General features: G+C 72.8%; 16 protein-coding genes. 5 read left to right on the top strand and 11 right to left on the bottom strand.

What is annotated here, in order from left to right:
- Nucleotides 1-248: 248 nt before the first annotated feature.
- Entirely contained in the window at nucleotides 249-1,358 is a 1,110-nt protein-coding gene (locus ACQPZP_RS12300; RefSeq protein WP_433477757.1) for a PQQ-dependent sugar dehydrogenase, read from the top strand.
- Nucleotides 1,359-1,481: 123 nt separating this feature from the next.
- On the opposite strand, the gene gatB is transcribed toward ACQPZP_RS12300, so the two are convergent.
- From gatB to mnmA, 8 genes are all read right to left on the bottom strand, one after another.
- Entirely contained in the window at nucleotides 1,482-2,966 is a 1,485-nt protein-coding gene (gatB, locus tag ACQPZP_RS12295; protein ID WP_433479598.1) for an Asp-tRNA(Asn)/Glu-tRNA(Gln) amidotransferase subunit GatB, read from the bottom strand.
- Nucleotides 2,967-2,980: 14 nt separating this feature from the next.
- Nucleotides 2,981-4,480, bottom strand: coding sequence for an Asp-tRNA(Asn)/Glu-tRNA(Gln) amidotransferase subunit GatA (gene gatA, locus ACQPZP_RS12290; RefSeq protein ID WP_433477756.1), 1,500 nt, complete (start codon nucleotides 4,478-4,480; stop codon nucleotides 2,981-2,983).
- 96 nt (nucleotides 4,481-4,576) lie between these two features.
- Nucleotides 4,577-4,876: an Asp-tRNA(Asn)/Glu-tRNA(Gln) amidotransferase subunit GatC gene (gene gatC / locus ACQPZP_RS12285; RefSeq protein WP_433477755.1), complete on the bottom strand. Its 300-nt coding sequence runs from the start codon at nucleotides 4,874-4,876 to the stop codon at nucleotides 4,577-4,579.
- Nucleotides 4,877-4,993: 117 nt separating this feature from the next.
- Nucleotides 4,994-7,132, bottom strand: coding sequence for a putative bifunctional diguanylate cyclase/phosphodiesterase (locus ACQPZP_RS12280; RefSeq protein ID WP_433477754.1), 2,139 nt, complete (start codon nucleotides 7,130-7,132; stop codon nucleotides 4,994-4,996).
- A gap of 254 nt (nucleotides 7,133-7,386) precedes the next feature.
- Nucleotides 7,387-9,555, bottom strand: coding sequence for an NAD-dependent DNA ligase LigA (gene ligA, locus ACQPZP_RS12275; RefSeq protein WP_433477753.1), 2,169 nt, complete (start codon nucleotides 9,553-9,555; stop codon nucleotides 7,387-7,389).
- A gap of 42 nt (nucleotides 9,556-9,597) precedes the next feature.
- Entirely contained in the window at nucleotides 9,598-10,599 is a 1,002-nt protein-coding gene (locus tag ACQPZP_RS12270; RefSeq protein ID WP_433477752.1) for a methionine synthase, read from the bottom strand.
- A gap of 25 nt (nucleotides 10,600-10,624) precedes the next feature.
- Entirely contained in the window at nucleotides 10,625-11,443 is an 819-nt protein-coding gene (locus ACQPZP_RS12265) for an LLM class F420-dependent oxidoreductase (RefSeq protein WP_433477751.1), read from the bottom strand.
- A gap of 90 nt (nucleotides 11,444-11,533) precedes the next feature.
- Nucleotides 11,534-12,610, bottom strand: coding sequence for a tRNA 2-thiouridine(34) synthase MnmA (gene mnmA / locus ACQPZP_RS12260; RefSeq protein ID WP_433477750.1), 1,077 nt, complete (start codon nucleotides 12,608-12,610; stop codon nucleotides 11,534-11,536).
- A 68-nt stretch (nucleotides 12,611-12,678) separates the two neighbouring features.
- Here mnmA and ACQPZP_RS12255 point away from each other — a divergent pair, with 68 nt between their 5' ends.
- Nucleotides 12,679-13,764, top strand: coding sequence for a DUF695 domain-containing protein (locus ACQPZP_RS12255; protein WP_433477749.1), 1,086 nt, complete (start codon nucleotides 12,679-12,681; stop codon nucleotides 13,762-13,764).
- Here the strand turns inward: ACQPZP_RS12255 and ACQPZP_RS12250 are convergent.
- Together ACQPZP_RS12250 and ACQPZP_RS12245 are read right to left on the bottom strand one after the other, a co-directional pair.
- On the bottom strand, nucleotides 13,752-14,588 hold the full coding sequence (locus tag ACQPZP_RS12250; protein ID WP_433477748.1) for a DUF1206 domain-containing protein: 837 nt from the start codon (nucleotides 14,586-14,588) through the stop codon (nucleotides 13,752-13,754). The genes ACQPZP_RS12255 and ACQPZP_RS12250 overlap by 13 nt on opposite strands.
- Nucleotides 14,589-14,631: 43 nt before the next feature.
- Nucleotides 14,632-15,807, bottom strand: coding sequence for a cysteine desulfurase family protein (locus ACQPZP_RS12245; protein ID WP_433479597.1), 1,176 nt, complete (start codon nucleotides 15,805-15,807; stop codon nucleotides 14,632-14,634).
- A 154-nt stretch (nucleotides 15,808-15,961) separates the two neighbouring features.
- On the opposite strand from ACQPZP_RS12245, the gene ACQPZP_RS12240 reads away from it, so the two are divergent.
- The 3 genes from ACQPZP_RS12240 to ACQPZP_RS12230 all read left to right on the top strand — a co-directional run bounded on the left by ACQPZP_RS12240 (nucleotide 15,962) and on the right by ACQPZP_RS12230 (nucleotide 19,689).
- The gene (locus tag ACQPZP_RS12240; protein WP_433477747.1) at nucleotides 15,962-16,495 is read left to right on the top strand and encodes a TetR/AcrR family transcriptional regulator; all 534 of its coding nucleotides are present in this window, start codon (nucleotides 15,962-15,964) and stop codon (nucleotides 16,493-16,495) included.
- 122 nt (nucleotides 16,496-16,617) lie between these two features.
- Nucleotides 16,618-17,838 (top strand): MFS transporter, encoded by a 1,221-nt coding sequence (locus tag ACQPZP_RS12235; protein WP_433477746.1) that lies wholly within the window; start codon nucleotides 16,618-16,620, stop codon nucleotides 17,836-17,838.
- Nucleotides 17,839-17,889: 51 nt separating this feature from the next.
- A complete protein-coding gene (locus ACQPZP_RS12230) occupies nucleotides 17,890-19,689 on the top strand; it encodes a serine/threonine-protein kinase (protein ID WP_433477745.1) in 1,800 nt (599 codons plus the stop codon).
- A gap of 52 nt (nucleotides 19,690-19,741) precedes the next feature.
- Here the strand turns inward: ACQPZP_RS12230 and ACQPZP_RS12225 are convergent, their stop codons facing one another.
- Entirely contained in the window at nucleotides 19,742-20,692 is a 951-nt protein-coding gene (locus ACQPZP_RS12225; protein WP_433477744.1) for an electron transfer flavoprotein subunit alpha/FixB family protein, read from the bottom strand.
- Nucleotides 20,693-20,697: the final 5 nt, after the last annotated feature.

The raw sequence follows: 20,697 nt of genomic DNA, 5'->3' as shown, positions 1-20,697 counted from the left end.
CCGACATCGCCTGCCGAAGATCAGCGACATTGCTGCTTGACGGGATCACCGTGTCGCTCACTGTACGTTCGGTAGGTCACGGAGCGATTGAGGCTGAGCGTCCTCCCGGCGACGAACGACCTGGGCGGGAATCCGTTTTGGGACGTCCGAAAGCCGATCGTCACGGAATCTGCGCCATGCCCCGGAATACGCTCCGTGATGCTGGAACGGCGGGCCTTCCGGATCCGTACTACCTACGGGAGGCGTTCATGCGACAGCACTCGCTCGTTCTGGTCTCGGCCGCCGTGCTCCTGGCCGCCTGCTCCTCCACGTCGCCGGACGGTGAGGCGGGGCATACCCCGCCGCCGCTGACGTCCGGTACCTCGCCCGGCACGGGGAGCGGGGGGCCGGGGAGCGGAGGGCCGGGCGAACCGCGCACGCTGGCCGGCGATCTGAAGGTGCCGTGGGCGGTGGCCTTCCTTCCCGGAGGCGACGCTCTGGTGACCGAGCGCGACACGGCACGGCTCGTGCGCGTCACGCCGTCCGGTCGCAAGACGACCGTCGGGACGGTGCCCGGCGTGGACGCGCAGGGTGAGGGCGGGCTGCTCGGCGTCGCGGTGTCCCCGGCCTACACCGCCGACCACCTGATCTACCTGTATTACACGGCCGCGTCCGACAACCGTGTCGTCCGCGCCACCTATGACGGACGGCTCGGCAAGCCGGAACCGATCGTCACCGGCATCCCCAAGGGCGCCATCCACAACGGCGGCCGGCTGGCGTTCGGCCCGGACAAGATGCTCTACATCACCACCGGCGAGACCGGCGAGAGCGGCAAGTCGCAGGACAAGGGCTCCCTCGGCGGCAAGATCCTCCGCGTCACACCCGACGGGAAGCCCGCACCCGGCAACCCGTTCGGCTCCCGCGTCTGGACGTACGGGCACCGCAACGTGCAGGGCCTCGCATGGGACGACAAGGGCCGCATGTACGCCACGGAGTTCGGCCAGGACCGCTTCGACGAGATCAACCTGATCCAGAAGGGCAGGAACTACGGCTGGCCCGAGGTCGAGGGAGTCGGACACCGCAAGGGCTTCACCGACCCGCTTCTCACCTGGACGACCGACGAGGCGTCGCCTTCCGGTCTCGCCTACGCGGACGGCTCGCTCTGGGCCGCCGCCCTGCGCGGCTCGCGCCTCTGGCAGATCCCCCTCGACGACGGCAAGGCGGGTCGTCCCATCGCCCGGTTCCAGGACGAGTACGGGCGGCTGCGCGCCGCCGTCAAGGCCCCGGACGGCGCGCTCTGGGTCACGACCAGCAACCAGGACGGCCGGGGCGATCCCGCCCCCGACGACGACCGCATCCTCACCCTCAAGCCCGGCTGACGCCTGGGGCAGACCGGCTGGCCGCCGGACTCCGGGAGGGCGGAACCGCGGGTTCGCGATCGGGCACGGGCCCTGACACGGCCCGAGCGGGGCCCGGCAGCGGGCCCCGCTCGGACACGCGTGTCAGGATGCGCCGAGCTTCTCCAGGATGAGCTCGCGGGCGCGCCCGGCGTCGGCCTGGCCGCGGGTGGCCTTCATGACGGCGCCGACGAGGGCGCCGGCCGCGGCGACCTTCCCGGCGCGGATCTTGTCGGCAACGTCCGCGTTGCCGGCGATCACCTGGTCGATGACGGCGGACAGCTCGCCCTCGTCGCTGACCACCTTCAGACCGCGGGCGGCGACGACCTCGTCCGGGCCGCCCTCGCCGGCGAGGACCCCCTCGAAGACCTTGCGGGCCAGCTTGTCGTTCAGCTCCCCGGCGGTGATCATCGCCTGGACCCGGGCGACCTGCTCCGGCGTGATCGGCAGGTCGGCCAGCTCGACGCCCTGCTCGGTGGCGCGGCGGGACAGCTCGTTCATCCACCACTTGCGGGCGGCCGGTGCGTCGGTGCCCTGCGCGATCGTCGCCTCGATGAGGTCGACGGCACCGGCGTTGACGACGTCCCGCAGCTCCAGGTCGGACAGGTTCCACTCGGCCTGGATGCGGCGGCGCCGCGCGGCCGGCAGCTCCGGCAGCGACGCGCGCAGCTCCTCCACCCACTCACGCGACGGCGCCATCGGGACGAGGTCGGGCTCGGGGAAGTACCGGTAGTCCTGCGCCTCCTCCTTGCTGCGCCCGCTGGTCGTGCGGCCGGTGTCCTCGTGGAAGTGGCGGGTCTCCTGGATCACGCGGCCGCCGGCGTCCAGCACGCCCGCCTGCCGCTCGATCTCCGACCGGACGGACCGCTCCACCGACCGCAGCGAGTTGACGTTCTTGGTCTCCGTCCGCGTGCCCCACTCCGCGGCACCGCGCGGCATGAGCGAGACGTTCACGTCGCAGCGCATCGAGCCCTGCTCCATGCGCACGTCCGACACGCCGAGCGACCGGACCAGCTCCCGCAGCTCCGTCGCGTACGCCCGGGCCACCAGCGGCGCCCGGTCGCCCGTCGCGGGAATCGGCCTGGTGACGATCTCCACCAGCGGGATGCCCGCCCGGTTGTAGTCGACCAGCGAGTACTCGGCGCCGTGGATCCGTCCGGTCGACCCGCCGACGTGCAGCGACTTGCCGGTGTCCTCCTCCATGTGGACGCGCTCGATCTCGATCCGGTACGTCTCCCCGTCGACCTCGACGTCCAGGTGACCGTCCACGCAGAGCGGCTCGTCGTACTGCGAGATCTGGAAGTTCTTCGGCATGTCCGGATAGAAGTAGTTCTTCCGGGCGAACCTGCACCACTCCACGATGTCGCAGTTCAGCGCGAGTCCGATCTTGATGATGCCCTCGATCGCGGCGTGGTTGGTGACCGGCAGCGACCCCGGCAGCCCCAGGCACACCGGGCACACCTGCGTGTTCGGCTCCGCGCCGAACCCCGTCGGGCATCCGCAGAACATCTTGGACGCCGTACCGAGCTCGATGTGGGTCTCGATCCCGAGCACCGGCTCGAACTTCGCCAGCGCCTCGTCGTAGTCCATCAGCGTCGGGGTGGTCACTTCGCCTCCACCAGTTCCGGGGCCTTGGCCAGCAGCGGGCCGCCCCAGCGGTCTTCGAGGGCCCGCTCGACGGCGGCGCCGACGCGGTACACGCGGTCGTCGCCGAGGACGGGGGCCATGATCTGCAGTCCGACCGGCAGGCCGCCGGACAGGCCGCACGGCACCGAGATCGCGGCGTTGCCGGTGAGGTTCGCCGGGATCGTGCACAGGTCGGCCAGGTACATCGCGACCGGGTCGTCGGCGCGCTCGCCGATCGGGAACGCGGTGGTCGGCGTGGTCGGCGAGACCAGCACGTCCACCTGCTCGAACGCGGACTCGAAGTCGCGCTTGATCAGGGTGCGGACCTGCTGCGCCTTGCCGTAGTAGGCGTCGTAGTAGCCGGACGACAGCGCGTAGGTGCCGAGCATGATGCGCCGCTTGACCTCCGGGCCGAAGCCCTCGGCGCGGGTCAGCGCCATGACCTCCTCGGCGCTGCGGGTGCCGTCGTCGCCGACGCGCAGCCCGTACCGCATCGCGTCGAAGCGCGCCAGGTTGGACGAGCACTCCGACGGCGCGACCAGGTAGTAGGCGGGCAGCGCGTAGGTGAAGTTCGGGCAGGAGACCTCGACGACCTTCGCGCCGAGCGACTCCAGCAGCTCGACCGCCTCGGTGAAGCGGGCCGAGACGCCCGATTCGTAGCCGTCGCCCGCGAACTCCTTGACGACCCCGACGCGCAGGCCGTTGACGTCGGCGTGGCGCGCGGCCTCCACCACCGGTGGGACGGCCTCGCTCACCGAGGTGGAGTCCATCGGGTCGTGACCGCTGAACGCCTCGTGCAGCAGCGCGGCGTCCAGCACGGTGCGGGCGAACGGGCCGGGCGTGTCCAGCGACGACGCGAACGCGATCACGCCGTACCGGGACGAGCCGCCGTAGGTGGGCTTCATCCCGACGATGCCGGTGACGGCCGCGGGCTGCCGGATGGAGCCGCCGGTGTCGGTGCCGGTGGACAGCGGCGCCTCGTACGCGGCGACCGCCGCGGACGACCCGCCGGACGACCCGCCCGGGACGCGCTCCAGGTCCCACGGGTTGTGCGAGGTGAAGTAGGCGCTGTTCTCCGTGGACGAGCCCATCGCGAACTCGTCCATGTTCGTCTTGCCGAGGATCACCAGCCCGGCCGCGCGCAGCCGCGCCGTGACGGTCGCGTCGTAGGGCGGCCGCCACCCCTCAAGGATCTTGGACCCGGCGGTGGTGGGCATGTCCGTGGTGGTGAACACGTCCTTGTGCGCGATGGGGACGCCGGCCAGCGGGCCGAGCTCCTCCCCCGCCGCGCGCCGCTCGTCCACCTTCCGCGCCTGCGCCAGCGTCGTCTCGCGGTCCACGTGCAGGAACGCGTTGACCTGGCCGTCCACCGCGGCGATGCGGTCCAGGTGCGCCTCGGCCACCTCGACCGCCGACACCTCACCGCCGCCGAGCAGCCCGCCCAGCTCCGCGGCACTCTTCCTGACCAGCTCGCTCACCGTCGTACCTTTCTGGGGGGACGACCCCCCAGACCCCCCGGCACGTGCCGCCTGACCGGCGCCCTCCACTCCGCTGCGCTCCGTTCCGGTCACCGGTCAGGCCTCCTCGTCCAGGATCCGCGGGACGCGGAAGCGCTGCTCCTCGGCGGCCGGCGCGCCGGCCAGGGCCTGCTCCGGAGTGAGGCACTGCCGTACCTCGTCCGTCCGGTAGACGTTGGTCAGCGGCAGCGCGTGCGAGGTGGGCGGGATGTCCTCCGCCGCGACCTCCTGCACCCGCGCGACCGCGGAGATGATCTGGTCGAGCTGGGCGGCGAGATGGTCGAGCTCATCGTCGCCGAGCGCCAGCCGGGACAGCCGGGCGAGATGCGACACCTCGTCACGGGTGATGGCGGACATTAGAGAAACCGTTCCTGCGATGAATTGGGTTCCCCGCCATCCTATGGGCCGGGGCATCCAGGCCCGACTGGTTTACCCGCGCGTGATCCCGCGCGTCGCGGTGCCGCGGTGTGGAGGTCAGGCGCTGCCGGGCGCCTGGACCGAGGGCAGCGCGAAGGAGTACTCCCGGAGCCATTCGGTGGCGGCGGCCGCGTCCATGGGGCGGCCGAAGTGCCAGCCCTGGGCGGCGTCGCAGCCCATCTCGCGGAGGGCCTCGGCGGTGGCGGCGTCCTCGACGCCCTCGGCGACCGAGCGGAGCCCGAGGGTGCGGACGAGGTCGACGATGGAGCGGACGATGACGGCGTCGTCCGCGGAGTCGGCGAGCCGCTGCACGAACGAGGAGTCGATCTTGATCTCCTCGACCGGCAGCCGCTTGAGCCGGACGAGGGAGGAGTAGCCGGTGCCGAAGTCGTCCAGGCTGAGCGGGATGCCGAGCTCGCCGAGGGCGGCGACGGTGTCGGAGGCGTAGGCGGGCTCGTTCATCAGGATCCGCTCGGTGATCTCCAGCTGGAGCGCCGCCGCGGGCAGGCCGCGGGCGAGCAGGCCCTCCTCGATCGTCTCGGTGAGGCCGGTGTCGAGCAGGTCGCGGCCGGAGGCGTTCACCGCGACCTGGATGGCGAGGTCCTCGCGCCACCAGGCGGCGGTCTGCGCGAGCGCCGCCTCCACGACGTAGTGGGTGATCGAGCGCATCAGGTACGTCTGCTCGGCGATCGACAGGAACGCCTCGGGTTCGAGGAGGCCCTGGTCGGGGTGGCGCCAGCGCAGCAGCGCCTCCATGCCGACGAGGTGGCCGTCCCGCAGCGAGATCTTCGGCTGGTAGAACAGCTCCAGCTCGGAGCGGTCGATGGCGCGGCGCAGGTCGCCCAGCATGTTGAGCCGGGCCGGGGAGTTGCGGTCCTTGCCGGGCGAGTAGATCTCGACGCCGGACCGGGCCTCCTTGGCGTTGTACATGGCGACGTCGGCGCGCTGCAGGAGCAGCTCGAAGTCGGGCGCGTGGTCGGGGAACAGCGCGATGCCGACGCTCCCCTCCAGGTCGAACGACATGCCGTCCAGCCGGACGGGCTCGCTCAGCGCCGCGCGCAGCCGGGCGGCGACCTCGCGGGCGGCGGCCTCGTCCCGGACGGTCGGCAGCAGCACCGCGAACTCGTCCCCGCCGAGCCGCGCGACGAGGTCGCCGGGCCGGACGCTGTGCGTGAGCCGGTGCGCGACGAGCTGGAGCAGCCGGTCGCCGGTGGGGTGCCCGAGGGTGTCGTTGACCTCCTTGAACCGGTCGAGGTCGAGCAGGAACAGCCCGGCGCGGTGGTTCGGCGGGTCGGCGGGCTTGCGCAGCCGGGAGGGCCCGAGACCGGTGCCGCGCGGGCGGCGCCGGCCGTCGCCGCGTTTCTCCGCGCCGCGCGCTTCGGCGAGCGCCTCCTCGGTCCGGACGATCAGCAGCTTGCGGTTGGGCAGCCCGGTCAGCCCGTCGTGCAGTGCCTGGTGCTCGCGCCGGACGGAGACGGACGCGTTCATGTACACGGCGATGAACGGCAGGACGATGAGGGGCACGAACACGGCCGACCGGTCCATCGCCACGACCATCAGCGGGGCGAGGCCGAGCAGCGCCAGATGGACGAGGACCTGGTAGCCGAGGTCCCAGCGGAGCGCCTTGACCAGCGACACCCGGGCGTGCAGCGCGACGGCGGCGCCGACGAGGGTGTCGTTGCAGACGAAGTAGACCGCGCCGGCGAGCGCGATCGCGGGCAGGTCGGAGCCGTGCGGCACCCACAGGGTCGACGGGGTCGCGAGGTCGCCGAAGAGCGCGAGGACGAGCTGCGCGGCGGCGAGGCTGAGGGTGTACTGGGCGGCGTTGAAGGCGATGCGGTGCGGGGAGCGGGCGCGGAAGATCCCGCAGGTGATCACGGCGACGACCTGGAGGGCGGCGGCGACCGGCAGCCCGGCGTACAGCAGCGCGGCGAACGAGAAGGTGGTGGAGGTGGTGGCGCCGTTGTTCTCGGTGGAGCCGGGCGTGATGATCGGGCGCAGCTCGCCGAAGATGATGAAGCAGCCGAGGATCCAGAACACGGGCGTGCCGGCCAGCGCGTCCAGGTCGCCGCGGCTCAGCCCGGTGAACGCGGTGACGCCTGCGGCGACGCCGAGCATGATGACGACGAGGAAGTAGATCCACAACGGGGAACCACGGCGTGGCGCCGTGTTCCGCGTGTTGTTCGGGTCCTTCATCACATCCTCGGGGGGTTCGGGGGCCGTCCCCCGGCACCGGACGTCCCCGATCCCGGGGGACGCCCCCCGGGTGTTACGTCCGGAGATTCAGGTGTGGGTCGTGATGAGAGGGAGGGTACGACCTTTGCTCAACTTCGCGAAACCGATTGCGTACGTTCCGTTATGCCCATTCCACCCCGGCCCCTCACCGATGGGTAGCTGAAGTGTACCCCTGAGTAACGCAACCCTGGTAGAAACCTCGCAACCACACCGTGTTAGCCGTCGGCGCGCACAGTCACGTTTTTGGCCGCATCTGGCCCATCGGCGAGCAGCACCCGGAACCCGTCCTCCGCCAAGACCGGTACGCCCAGTTTCACCGCTTTGTCGTACTTGGACCCTGGACTGTCGCCGACGACCACGAAGCCCGTCTTCTTCGACACCGACCCGGACACCTTGCCGCCGAGCCGCTGCACCGCCTCGGTCGCCGAGTCCCGGCTGAACCCCTCCAGCGACCCGGTGATCACCACGGTGACGCCCTCCAGCGGGCGCGGGCCGGCCGCGCCCTCGTCCTCCATCCGGACGCCGGCGGCACGCCACTTGTCGACGATCTCCCGGTGCCAGCCGACCGCGAACCAGTTCTTGATCGAGGCGGCGATGGTCGGCCCGACGCCGTCGACCGCCGCCAGCTCCTCCTCGGTCGCGGCCGCGATCGCGTCCATCGAGCGCATCTCCCGGGCGAGATCGCGCGCCGCGGACGGCCCCACGTGCCGGATCGACAGCGCCACGAGCACCCGCCACAGCGGCTGCCGCTTCGCCTTCTCCAGCTCCTCGAAGAGGATCTCCACGGTCTTCTTCGGCTCGCCCTCCTTGTTCGCGAAGAACGACACCGCCTTCGGCTCGCCGGTCTTCGGATCGGTCTTGGCCGTTCCCGTCTTGGCGTCCAGCACGAGGCTCCTGATCGGCAGGAGCTGGTCGACGGTCAGGTGGAACAGATCGCCCTCGTTCCTGACCGGCGGCTCGGAAGGCTCCAGCGGCTGCGTGAGCGCGGTCGCCGCCACGTACCCGAGCGCCTCGATGTCGAGCGCGTTGCGGCTCGCGACGAAGAACACCCGCTCACGCAGCTGACCGGGGCAGTACTGGGCGTTCGGGCACCGGATGTCGGCGTCGCCCTCCTTCTCGTACGCCAGCTCGGTCCCGCACTCGGGGCAGTGCGCGGGCATCTCGAACTCGCGCTCGGACCCGTTCCGGAGCGCGGTCACCGGCGCGACGATCTCCGGGATCACGTCGCCGGCCTTCCGCAGCACGACCGTGTCGCCGACCAGCACGCCCTTGCGCTTGACCTCGCCCGCGTTGTGCAGCGTCGCCCGGTCGACGGTGGACCCGGCGACCTTCACCGGCTCCATCACGCCGTACGGGGTGATGCGCCCAGTCCGTCCCACGCCGACCTTGATGTCGAGGAGCCTGGTGTTGACCTCCTCAGGCGGGTACTTCCACGCGATCGCCCAGCGCGGCGCCCGGCTGGTGGAGCCGAGCCGCCGCTGCAGCGAGAACTGGTCGACCTTGACGACCACGCCGTCGATCTCGTATGCGGGATCGTGCCGGTGCTCGCCGTACTCGTCGATGTACTCGCGGACGGCGTCCAGCCCGCCGACCACCTTGTAGCGGTCGCTGACCGGCAGCCCCCAGCCGCGCATCAGCTCGTAGGCGCCCGACTGGCTCTCCGGCTGCGTCCCGCCGCGCCACGCGCCGAACCCGTGGACGAGCATGCCGAGCGGCCGGTGCGCCGTGACCCGCGGGTCCTTCTGCCGCAGCGAGCCCGCCGCCGCGTTGCGCGGGTTGGCGAACGGGTCCTTGCCCGCCTCCACCTGCGCCGCGTTGACCTGCTCGAACCCCTCGATCGGCAGGAACACCTCGCCGCGGACCTCCAGCACGTCCGGCCAGCCGTCGCCGGACAGCCGGTCCGGGATGTCGGCGATGGTGCGGATGTTGTTGGTGACGTCCTCGCCGGTGCGCCCGTCCCCGCGGGTGACCCCGCGGGTCAGCCGCCCCTTCTCGTACGTCAGCGCGATCGCCAGCCCGTCGATCTTCAGCTCGCACAGGTACCCGGCGACCTTGCCGACCTCCTTCACGACCCGGTCGTCCCATGCGAGCAGCTCGTCCGCGCTCATCGCGTTGTCGAGGCTCTGCATCCGCTCCAGGTGCTCGACGGTCGCGAAGTCGGTGACGATCGGCGCGCCGACCCTCTGCGTCGGCGAGTCCGGCGTGACGAGCTCCGGATGCCGCTGCTCCAGCTCGCGGATCTCCCGCATCCGCCGGTCGTACTCGGCATCGGTGAGCGTCGGCTGGTCGAGGATGTAGTACCGGTAGTTGGCCGCCTCAAGCTCCTCGCTCAGCTCAAGGTGCCGCTGCCGCGCCTCGGTCGGAACGCCGTCGCCCATGGTCATGCCCCCATTCTCGCCAACACGACCGACAATACGAGGCGCACCTCACTCCGCCGCTTCGTAAAGCATCCGGGCCGTTTCGCGGCAGTGTTTCAGCGCTTCGCGGACGTAACGCGGCGAGGCCCCGGCCATCCCGCACGCCGGGGTGACGACGACCTGCCTCGCCAGCTGCGCGGGCGGGAAGCCGAGCCGACGCCACAGCCCCTTCACCGGGTCGGCGGTCGCCTGGAGGGACGGTAGTACCGCGTCGGTCGCGGGGACCGCGCCGAGGAACAGCCCCGTCCCGGCGTCGATCGTCTCCCCCACCGCGTCGTCGTCGCGCTTCGGGACCAGCCGCAGATCGACCGAGATGGCCTTCGCGCCGGCACCGCGCAGCAGTCCGTACGGGACGTTCCGGGCACAGCAGTGCACGACGGGGTACGCGTCCGCGGCCTCGATCACCTGCCGCAGCGTCTCCTCCGCGACGGGTTCCTCGATCGCCCGCAGCCGGGAGAAGCCGCTCGCGGTCGGGACCGTCCCGGCGAGCGCGGCGGGCAGGCCGGGCTCGTCCAGCTGCAGGACGATCTCCGCGGCGGGCAGCCGCCGCCGGACGTCCGCGACGTGCGCGGCGACGCCCTCGGCGAGCGAGGCGGCCAGGTCGCGGACGGCGCCCGGGTCCTTCAGCGCCCGGTCGCCGTGCCGCAGCTCGACGGACGCGGCCAGCGTCCACGGCCCGCACACCTGGATCTTGAACGGTCCGTCGTGGCCGCCCGCGATCTCCTCCAGGACGTCCAGGTCGCGGGCGAGGTGGTCGCGGGAGCGCAGCGTGTCGCGTCCGGGGCGGTCGGAGAACCGCCACCCGGACGGCTCCAGGTGCACCGGCATGTCGATCAGCAGCCCGGCCGTCCGGCCGGCCAGGTCGGCGCCGGGACCGCGCGCGGGAAGCTCCGGCAGATGCGGCATCTCGGGCACTTCGCCGAGGACGACCCGCAGCGCCTCCGCCGGATCCTCCCCCGGATACGACCCGATCCCGGTCGCCGTCCCCGCCTGCCACGGATAGCTCGTCACGCGCAAGACCCTATCGGCGCGACGATCACACCAGCCCGGCCAGCCGGTCCAGGTCGCGGAGCGTGTCGTCCTCCGGCGCCGTCTTCAGGTTGAACAGCGCCTCGTCGGCGCCCGCGGCCGCCAGGTCCTCGACGGCCTCCCGCTCCGGCGACACCCCGAACACCGTCACCGGCACCCGGCGCCCCGCCCGCTCGCGCAACTCGGAGATCCGCGCGGCGAGCCCGCCGGCGCCGCGCCCGTAGATCGGCAGCCAGCCGTCGCCGAACTCCACGACCCGGTCGAAGGTCGTCGGCCCCGCCCCGCCGATCAGCACCGGCGGATGCGGGTCCTGCACGGGCTTCGGGTAGGAGAACACGGGGTCGAAGTCGACGAACTCGCCGTGGAACTCCGCCTCGTCCTTCGTCCACAGCTCCTTGACGGCCAGCACCCGCTCGCGGAGGAGGCGCATCCGGGTCCGGGGGTCGGTGCCGTGGTTGCGCATCTCCTCCCGGTTCCAGCCCGCGCCGACACCGAGCACGGCCCGCCCGCCGGAGATCAGGTCGAGGGACGCGACCTCCTTGGCCAGCACGATCGGGTCCCGCTGGACGACCAGCGCGATGCCCGTCCCGACGCGCAGCCGCTCGGTCACCGCCGCCGCGGAGGTCAGCACCACGAACGGGTCGAGCGACCGGTAGTAATGCCGGGGCAGCTCGGCCCCGCCCGGCCACGGCGACTCGCGCTTCACCGGGATGTGGGTGTGCTCGGCCACGAACAGCGACCCGAACCCGCGCTCCTCCAGGGCCCGCCCGAGCGCCGCCGGCCCGATCCCGTCGTCCGTCACGAACGTCGAAACACCGAACTTCACAACACGCCTCCATGATCCGCCTACGCGACCTTAAGTCGCGTACACCCGCCCTGATTCCCGAGGGCGCGGGCCGGTATCAGCAGCGAGGTGTCAGGCCGGCACTCGGGTCGTTTCGGCAATCGTTGTTGATGCGAGGACGCGGTCGCCGGTGTAGAGGACGGCGGCCTGGCCGGTCGCGACGCCGCGGGCGGGGGTGGACAGGCTGATGCGCAGTTCGTCGCCCACCTGCTCGGCCGTGCAGTCGTAGACCTCGCCGTGCGCGCGGAGCTGGACCTGGCAGTCGAACGGGCCGTCCGGCGCCTCGCCGAGCCACACCGGGCGCTCGCCGGTGATCTCCTGGACGTCCAGCGACTCGCGCGGGCCCACGGTCACCGTGTTCGTCACCGGGGAGATGTCCAGGACGTAGCGGGGCCGTCCGTCCGGCGCGGGGGTGCCGAGCCGCAGGCCCTTGCGCTGGCCGATCGTGTAGGCGTAGGCGCCGTCGTGCTCGCCGACCTCGTTGCCGGCGGTGTCGACGATCGGGCCGGGCGCCGACCCGAGCCGCTCTGCCAGGAAGCCGCGCGTGTCACCGTCCGCGATGAAGCAGATGTCGTGGCTGTCGGGCTTGTCGGCCACCTGGAGGCCGCGGCGCTCCGCCTCCCGCCGGATGTCGGCCTTGGACGTGTCGCCGAGCGGGAACAGCGCGTGCGCGAGCTGCTCGGGCGTGCACACGGCCAGGACGTACGACTGGTCCTTGCCCTCGTCGACGCCGCGGCGCAGGACGCCGCCGTCCAGCCGCGCGTAGTGGCCGGTGCAGACGGCGTCGAAGCCGAGCGCCATCGCGCGGTCCAGCAGCGCCGCGAACTTGATCTTCTCGTTGCAGCGCAGGCAGGGGTTCGGGGTGCGGCCCGCGGCGTACTCGCTGACGAAATCCTCCACCACGTCCCGGTGGAAGCGCTCGGCGAGGTCCCACACGTAGAACGGGATGCCGATCACGTCGGCGGCGCGGCGCGCGTCCCGGGAGTCCTCCAGGGTGCAGCAGCCGCGCGCGCCCGTCCGGTAGGACTGGGGATTGCTGGACAGGGCCATGTGGACACCGGTGACGTCGTGCCCGGCCTCGGCGGCGCGGGCGGCGGCCACAGCGGAGTCGACGCCGCCCGACATGGCGGCTAGGACACGCAGAGTCATAGTGCCTTCGAGGGTACGCGGCGTGGCCCGGTTGCCCGACGACATTTCCGCGTACGATTGGGGCCGCTATGGGAATCTTCCGCCGTCCGCGCGAGGCGTCCGCCGTCGTACCGCCCGCCATCAGCGAATTCTGGGAGTGGTGGGCGCAGGCCCGCCCGACGATCGAGGCGTCGCTGGCCGCCGGGCCAGAGGAGTCAGAGGCGGGTGAGGCCACCGTGCCCGGCGAGGGCCTGTCGGCGGACGCGGTCGAGGAGCTGTCCCGCCGCGTCCGCAAGATCAATCCCGGGCTGCAGTGGGAGATCGGCGGGGCCGACGACCGGAGCCCGTCGCTCACGGTGACCGGCGGCGGCGACCCCGAGCTGCGCGGCCTGACCGAGCGCTGGGTGCGGTCCGCGCCGTCCGGCGCCGCGGCCGCCGGCTGGAGCTTCCACCCGGCGCGCCAGCCCGACCCCGAGATGCTCGCGCAGGACCTCATCCTCGGCGACCACGAGTTCGACCTGGAATACGTCCGGCTGGGCATGCGCGCCGACGCCGACCGCGCCCGCGTGCACATCACCGCCTACCACCCCGACTTCCTGTTCGTCGCCGAGGAGCAGCAGCTCCAGGTGGCGCTGAACGTCCTGCACTGGGCCCTCGGCGAGGACGACGTGGCCCGCTGGGTCGGCGAGGTCACGATCGCGACGGAGGCGCCGATCGACGCGCTGCCGCCGTCGATGCTGGCCGCGGTCGTGGAGCAGATCGCCGAGCCGTTCACCGAGCCGACCTGGCTGACCGGCGAGGGCCGCACCCCGCGCGGCCACCCCGCCCGCCTCGGCGCCCGCTTCCCGCTGCACCGCCAGGACTACCCGCTCTGCGACCTGCACGTGGCGATCAGCGTCCCGTACGCCAACAGCAACCCCGACCGGCTCCCCGTCGAGCCGTCGTCGGGCGCGCTGCGCGCCTTCGAGAAGAAGCTCGCCAAGCTCGGCGACCGCGCGGTCCTCGCGGTCCGCGAGACGGGCGACGGCCTCCGGGTCTTCCACCTGTACGCCGACCCCGACTCCGGCGTGATCTCCGAGCTCGACCAGCTCGCCGCGGGCTGGCCCGAAGGCAAGGCGAAGGTCGCCTCCACCAACGACCCCGGCTGGCGCGCCCTGGCTCCCTACCAGCCCTGACGGGTCGCGTCGACCTTGCGGTAGCGGGATTCGGCGAGGCTGTAGAGGCCGAAGGTGAGGACGCCCAGGGCCACGGCGGCGAGCCCCCAGGCGCCCGCGGGGGCGGTGGCGAACTCGCGGAGCGTGCCGTCCAGGCCCTGGGCCTTCTGCGGCTGGAAGGTGATGGCCGCGTAGGCGAGGAAGGCGCCGGCGGCGGCGCCGACGAGGCCGCGGGCGGTGTTGCCGACGATGGCCAGTGGCTGGACGACACGGCGGGCCGTGTCGCCCATCTCCCAGGTCTTCAGCTCCTCCAGGAAGGATCGGCGGACGGCGTTCACGAACACGGCGACGCCCCAGGCAACGACGCCTGCCGCGACCGCCAGGACGAGCCAGCGGCCGCCGGGCTCGCCCATCAGCCGCGCGGTGATGGTCTTGGACTGCCGGTCGCTCGACGTGCCGTGGTGGCCGAGCAGGAACGCGAGGGTCGCCGCGAAGGCGGCCGTGTAGACGGCGCCGCGGGCCGCCGACGCCAGGCGCTTGGCGGGCTTGTCGCCGTCCCGTACGGGCCGGCCGTACAGGGCCTCCGCGTACTGCCAGAGCGCGAGCGCGGCGAAGCCGACCGCCATCAGCCCGAGGACGACCGGGCCGCCGGGCTTGTCGGCGACGGCCTGCAGCGCGCCCTTCCGGTCCGCCTCCCGCCCGCCGGCGCCGAAGGCGACCTGGAGGGCCAGCCAGCCGATGAGCAGGTAGAGGAGGCCGCGCGCGACCAGCCCCACCCGGGACAGATGGTGAAACCACGGGTGTCCCGCCGCCTGCTTGAGTCCGTTGCCCACCTCGGTCGTCACGGGCGGGCAGTCCCCGTTCAAGAGACGGTCAAACCCGGACGGATCAGCTGAGGCCGGCCCGGCGGGCGCGCTCCACGACCGGGCCGATCGCGTCGGCGACGGCCTTGACGTCGGCCTCGGTGCTGGTGTGGCCGAGCGTGAAGCGCAGCGAGCCGCGCGCGCGTTCGGCGCTCGCGTCCATGGCGATCAGGACGTGGCTCGGCTGCGAGACGCCCGCCGAGCAGGCCGACCCGGTGGAGCAGGCGATGCCGCGCGCGTCCAGCAGCATGAGCAGGGCGTCGCCCTCGCAGCCGGGGAAGGAGAAGTGCGCGTTGCCGGGGAGGCGGCCGGCCGGGTCGCCGTTCAGGACCGCCTCGGGCACGGCGCCGCGGACGGCCTCGATCAGCTGGTCGCGCAGTCCGGCGAGGCGGCGCGTCTCGTCCTCGCGATGGGCGACCGTGGCCTGGACGGCGGCGGCGAAACCCGCGATGGCGGGCGTGTCGAGCGTCCCGGACCGGACGTCGCGCTCCTGGCCGCCGCCGTGCAGCAGCGGCATCGGATCGAGGAACACCGGCGGCTTCGGCTTGGCCAGCAGCAGCGCGCCGACACCGATCGGGCCGCCGAGCTTGTGGCCGGTGATGGTGAGCGCCTGCGCGCCGCTCGCCGCGAAGCCCACGGGCAGCTGCCCGGCGGCCTGGACGGCGTCGGTGTGCAGCGGGACTCCGCGCTCGCGGGCCACTGCGGCCAGTTCCGCGATGGGCTGGACGGTGCCGACCTCGTTGTTGGCCCACATCACGGAGACGAGCGCCACGTCGTCGCCGGTGCCCAGCGCCTTTTCCAGCGCCTCGGGGGTGACGCGGCCCAGTTCGTCCACCGGGATCCAGTCGACCTGGGCGCCCTCATGGTCGGCGAGCCACCGCACCGCGTCCATGACAGCGTGATGCTCGACGGCCCCCGCCAGCACGCGGGTGCGAGACGGGTCGGCGGCGCGGCGCGCCCAGTAGATCCCCTTGACGGCGAGGTTGTCGGCCTCGGTGCCGCCGGAGGTGAACACGACCTCGCTCGGGCGGGCGCCGAACGCCTCGGCGATGATCTCGCGGGACTCCTCGACGACGCGGCGGGCCCGCCGCCCGACCGCGTGCAGCGAGGACGGGTTGCCGAGCTCGCGCAGCTCGGCCGTCATCGCCTCTATGGCCTCGGGCCGCATAGGGGTCGTCGCCGCATGGTCGAGGTAAGTCACCACGCGGTCAACAGTAGCCGCGCCCCGGCTGTTCCCCTCCAGGCGCCCGGAGGGTCGTCCGGAGGGTCGCCGGAGTCCGCCGAGGCCCGGCGGAATAGGGGGCGGCGGCCCGCGGTTGGCCTCTATACCGTCCAGCCGGTACAGTGGAGTGGTCATGAAGAGAGAAGCCCTTTTGGACGCCGCCGAGTCCGTGCTCTCCGAGCAGGGGACGCAGGCGCTGACGCTCACCGCGGTCGCCGACCGCGCAGGCGTCAGCAAGGGAGGGCTGCTCTACCACTTCCCCACCAAAGAGGAGCTCGTCCGGGCGATGGTGGCGCGGGTCATCGAGGATTTCGACGACCTGATCGCCTCCTACATCGACTCCTACGGCGACGGCGCACCGGGTGCCTACACCCGCGCCTACGTCGAGGCCACGTTCGAGATCCTCACCGGAGAGGCCCGCACCTACCGACGATGGTCGGCCATCACGGCCGCCGCCGCCGACCCGGAGCAGGCCGAGCCGCTGAACGAGGCGATGCGCCGCTGGCACGGCCGCGACCCCGCGGAGGACCCGGACCCGGGCACCGCGATGGTGGTCCGGCTGGCGGCCGAGGGCCTCTGGGAAGTGGTCAGCCATGACCCCGGGCTGTACGACGCCGGACAGCTCGAAGCGCTGAAACAGCGGCTCCTGAGCCTGCTGGAGCGATGATCCCGGGGGCCTCGCCCCCTTCCGAACCACCGGACGCTCCGGGCCCGCAGCGGCCTGGAGCGTTCCATGACGCCTGTCGCACGACCGGGGCGCGCCCCGCCGAACCCAGAAAGAGGTGAACCATGCTGTTCCGTGCCCGCTCGGGGACCTTCCTGACCTTCGCGTTGGCCGGCCTGCTGACCGGAGTGTGGGTGGCGCGTATGCCCGCCCTGGCCGGCAAGTTCGGGACGAACGAGGGCGAGATCGGCATCGTCGTCCTCGTCTGGGGGATCGGCGCGATCGTCGCCATGCAGGCGCTGCGCGGCGTGATGGCACGGGCCGGCAGCCGCGCCGTGCTGCGGCTCGCGCTGCCGCTGACCGCGCTGTCGTACGCGGGGGTCGCGCTCGCGCCGAGCTACGGCGTCCTGCTCGCCGCCGTCGCGCTGTTCGGCATGACGTTCGGGATCACCGACATCGCGATGAACGCGCAGGGCAGCGTCGTCGAGCAGGCGTACCGCCGGTCCATCATGAGCGGCATGCACGCCGGCTGGTGCGTCGGCGCCATGAGCGGCGGCCTGTTCGGCGTCGTGACGGCCGCCGCCGGGTTCGGATTCACCGAGACCGTGCTGACCGCCGCCCTGCTGTCGCTGCCCGCCGGCCTCGCGCTCGGCCGCACCTACCTGCCCGACCCCGTCGCGCCCTCCGCGTCCGGGACGGGGCGCAAGGCGCGCCGGATGCCGCCCGCCGTCTACCTGATCGGCGTCCTCGGCTTCATCGCGTTCATGGCCGAGGGGACGATCGCCGACTGGAGCGGCCTGCTCCTGCACGACGAGCTCGGTTCCACCGAGGCCGTCGCGGCGGCCGGCTACCCGGTGTTCGAGCTGGCGATGCTGCTCGGGCGGCTGGTCGGCGACCGCGTCCGGATGCGGGTCGGCACCCGCCGGCTGCTGATCGGCGCGGGCCTCGGCACCGCGGCCGGCATGACCGTCGTCGTCCTGGCCCCGGTCGCGTCCGTGGCCATCGCGGGGTTCTTCGTGACCGGTCTCGTCGTCTGCACGGTCGTCCCCACGACGATCTCACTGGCCGGCACCGCCGCCCCCGACCGTCCCGCCGCGGCCGTCGCCCAGGTCGGCGCGATGGGGTACGGCGGCCTGCTGCTCGGCCCGGTCGTGGTCGGCTTCCTGTCGGACGCCACCTCGCTCCGGCTGGGGGTGGGCACCGTCGTCGTCCTCGCCCTCCTCATCGCCGCCGGGGCGCGCTTCGTCCCGCTCCGCACGGCGGCCGACGTCGCCGTCCCCGCCGAGGCGGCGCCCGAAGCCGTGGCCGGCGCGGCCGACGCCCGGCCCCAGCCTGTGGCCGCCTGACTCCCGATCCGATATAACCCCCTTCGGAACGTCGGTGGTGTGGGGGCGGTCATGGCTGGGTGGCAGGTTCCGGGGTACAGCGAGCTGCGGGTGCTCGGCGAGGGCGCGCAGGGGCGGGTGGTGCTCGCCCGGCACGAGGGGACCGGGCGTCCCGCGGCGATCAAGTACCTCGCCGAGGCGCTGCTCGGCGACGCGGAGTTCCGCGAGCGGTTCCGGGGCGAGGCCGGCCTGCTGAGCCGGCTGCGCAACCCCTTCGTCGCCCAGCTGTTCGGGCTGGTCGAGACGCCGGGCGGCGCCGCGATCGTCATGGAGGCGGTGGACGGGGCGCCGCTCAAGGAGGTGCTCGGCCGAAGGGGGCCGCTGCGGCCGGAGGCGGCGCTGGCGGTCCTCAAGGGCTCGCTGCTGGGCCTCGCCGCCGCGCACGGCCTCGGCATCGTGCACCGCGACTACAAGCCCGCGAACGTGATCGTGCGCGGCGACGGGCTGAGCAAGCTGATCGACTTCGGCATCGCGGTGGACGCGGGCGAGGCGGGACGGTCCGGCACGCCCGTCTACATGGCACCGGAGCAGTGGCGCGGCGAGCCGGCCTCCCCCGCGACCGACGTGTACGCGGCGGCGTGCGTGTTCTTCGAGTGCGTGACGGGACGCCGCCCGTACGAGGCCGAGACCCAGGCGGGGCTGATGGGCGGCCACCTCAACGCGCCGATCCCGCTGGAGGACGTTCCGGAGCCGCTCCGGCCACTGCTGGAACGCGGTCTGGCCAAGAACCCGTGGGAGCGGCCGATGGGCGCCACCGCGTTCGTCTCGGAACTCGAGTCGGTCGCCGCGGGCACGTACGGCTCCGAGTGGGAGGGACGCGGCGTCCGCACGCTCGCGGGGGCCGCGGCCGCGCTGTCCATGCTGTTCCCGCTGACCGCGCTCGGCCTCGGCTCGGGCGGCGCCTCGGCGGGGGCCGCCGGGGCGGCCGGCGCGGCGGGAGCGGCCGGGGGCGCGGGCTCGGGAGGCGCGGGCACGGCGGCGGGCGCCGCCGGCAAGGGCGTCATCGGGACCCTCGGGGCGAAGGGGACGGCGGCCGTCGCGGGCGGCGCCGCCGCCGTGGCCGTGGGCGGCGGCGCGGCCGTCTACGTGGCCACGGCGGAGGAGGCGCCCAAGCCGATCGTGGCGCGGCTGGTCGCGCTCAGCGAGCCGCGGCAGAGCATCGGCGGCGGGATGACGTTCCAGGCGCAGGGCCGGGTCGTGAAGGTCACGGGCGGGGACGCCGCCCTGAACCGGAAGATCAACCAGGCGCTGCGGGCGCCGCTCGAACAGCGCTGGGCGAAGACGCGCAACGGCCTGAAGGACGGCGGCCGCGGCGCCTACACCGACGTCGTGAAGCCGCAGATCCTGCTGCGCAACGACCGGCTCCTGTCGGTCTGGTACACCGTCGTGCTGAACGGCGAGCGCGGGTCGAGCTGGGATCAGCCGCCGGCCGCGACGGTCGACCTGCGGACCGGCGCCTCCTATCGGCCGCTCGACCTGTTCCGCGTCCCGACCGACCAGGGGCTCAAGCCGCTGGACCAGAAGATCAAGGCGCATCTGCCGGACGGCACGTACTGCTGGAGCGGCCAGAGCACCCCGGGCGGCTCGGTGGTCCTGCCCGGCACCGACAACCCGTCCAAGTTCGTCAAGGACGGCTACGTCACCATGGCCCTCACACCGAAGGGCGTCCGCGTGGCCTTCTACGGGTCGATCCTGGGCTACGCGGAGGCGTGCGGTCTGCAGGACACGGTCGTCCCCTACGCCGAGGTCGGCGACATGGTGAAGCCCGCGCTGCTCAAGGACTCCTCCTCCCCGGCGCCGAAGCGCTCCTGAACGCCGGTCGGCCCCGGCGACGGAGGACGTCGCCGGGGCCGGTCGCGGGAGATCACTTGCGCTTGTTGATCTCCTCGGTGAGCTGCGGCGCGACCTGGAAGAGGTCGCCCACGATGCCGTAGTCGACGAGCTCGAAGATCGGCGCCTCAGGGTCCTTGTTGATGGCGACGATGGTCTTCGAGGTCTGCATGCCGGCCCGGTGCTGGATGGCCCCGGAGATGCCGACCGCGATGTAGAGCTGCGGCGACACGGTCTTGCCGGTCTGGCCGACCTGGAACGAGTGCGGGTACCAGCCGGCGTCGGTGGCGGCGCGGGAGGCGCCGACGGCCGCGCCGAGCGAGTCGGCCACCGCCTCGATGATCTTGAAGTTCTCGGCGCCGCCGACGCCGCGGCCGCCGGAGACCACGATCGCGGCCTCGGTCAGGTCCGGGCGCTCGCCCTTCTCCTGGACGACCTTCTCCACGATCCTGGCGCCCTTGTCGGCGTCCGAGAGCGCGACCGCCACCTGCTCCTCGGCCGGGGTGACCGCCGACGCCTCGGGGGCGACGGAGTTCGGCCGGACGGCGATGATCGGCGTGCCGGTCCTCACCCTGGCGTGCGCGATGATCCCGCCACCGAAGATGGAGTGCTCGGCGACGAAGCCGTCGGCGACGTCCACGACGTCGGTGAGCACGCCGGAGCCGGTCTTGACCGCGAGGCGCCCGGCGATCTCCTTGCCCTCGGCCGTCGCGGCGACCAGCACCGCCGCCGGCGACTTCTCGCCGACCAGCTGTGCCAGCAGCGCGGCCTTCGGGGCGACGACGTAGGAGGCCAGCTCCTCGTCGGCGGCCACGTAGACCTTGCCGGCGCCGTACTCGGCGAGCCTGTCCTTGGCGTTCTCGTAGCCCGGGCCGACCCATACCGCGGCGGCCTCGCCGAGCCGGTTCGCCAGCGTCAGCAGTTCGAGCGTGACCTTCTTGACCTCACCGTCGACGTGGTCGACGAGGACGAGAATCTCAGCCATCTGTT

Origin of the sequence: Spirillospora sp. CA-142024, from assembly GCF_050942325.1 — a bacterium.
Taxonomy (GTDB): Bacteria; Actinomycetota; Actinomycetes; order Streptosporangiales; family Streptosporangiaceae; genus Spirillospora.
The sequence above is the reverse complement of the archived record's forward strand: the minus strand, read 5'-3'. Positions and strand labels throughout refer to the sequence as shown.

Bases quoted from the DNA above. Each gene is read 5' to 3' on its own strand.
- ACQPZP_RS12300 (WP_433477757.1), top strand. From the start codon at position 249: ATGCGACAGCACTCGCTCGTTCTGGTCTCGGCCGCCGTGCTCCTGGCC.
- ligA (WP_433477753.1), bottom strand. From the start codon at position 9,555: ATGACCATGGGCGACGGCGTTCCGACCGAGGCGCGGCAGCGGCACCTT.
- mnmA (WP_433477750.1), bottom strand. From the start codon at position 12,610: ATGACTCTGCGTGTCCTAGCCGCCATGTCGGGCGGCGTCGACTCCGCT.
- ACQPZP_RS12255 (WP_433477749.1), top strand. From the start codon at position 12,679: ATGGGAATCTTCCGCCGTCCGCGCGAGGCGTCCGCCGTCGTACCGCCC.
- ACQPZP_RS12230 (WP_433477745.1), top strand. From the start codon at position 17,890: ATGGCTGGGTGGCAGGTTCCGGGGTACAGCGAGCTGCGGGTGCTCGGC.
- ACQPZP_RS12280 (WP_433477754.1), bottom strand. From the start codon at position 7,132: ATGAAGGACCCGAACAACACGCGGAACACGGCGCCACGCCGTGGTTCC.
- ACQPZP_RS12225 (WP_433477744.1), bottom strand. From the start codon at position 20,692: ATGGCTGAGATTCTCGTCCTCGTCGACCACGTCGACGGTGAGGTCAAG.
- ACQPZP_RS12240 (WP_433477747.1), top strand. From the start codon at position 15,962: ATGAAGAGAGAAGCCCTTTTGGACGCCGCCGAGTCCGTGCTCTCCGAG.
- gatC (WP_433477755.1), bottom strand. From the start codon at position 4,876: ATGTCCGCCATCACCCGTGACGAGGTGTCGCATCTCGCCCGGCTGTCC.
- ACQPZP_RS12235 (WP_433477746.1), top strand. From the start codon at position 16,618: ATGCTGTTCCGTGCCCGCTCGGGGACCTTCCTGACCTTCGCGTTGGCC.
- gatB (WP_433479598.1), bottom strand. From the start codon at position 2,966: ATGGACTACGACGAGGCGCTGGCGAAGTTCGAGCCGGTGCTCGGGATC.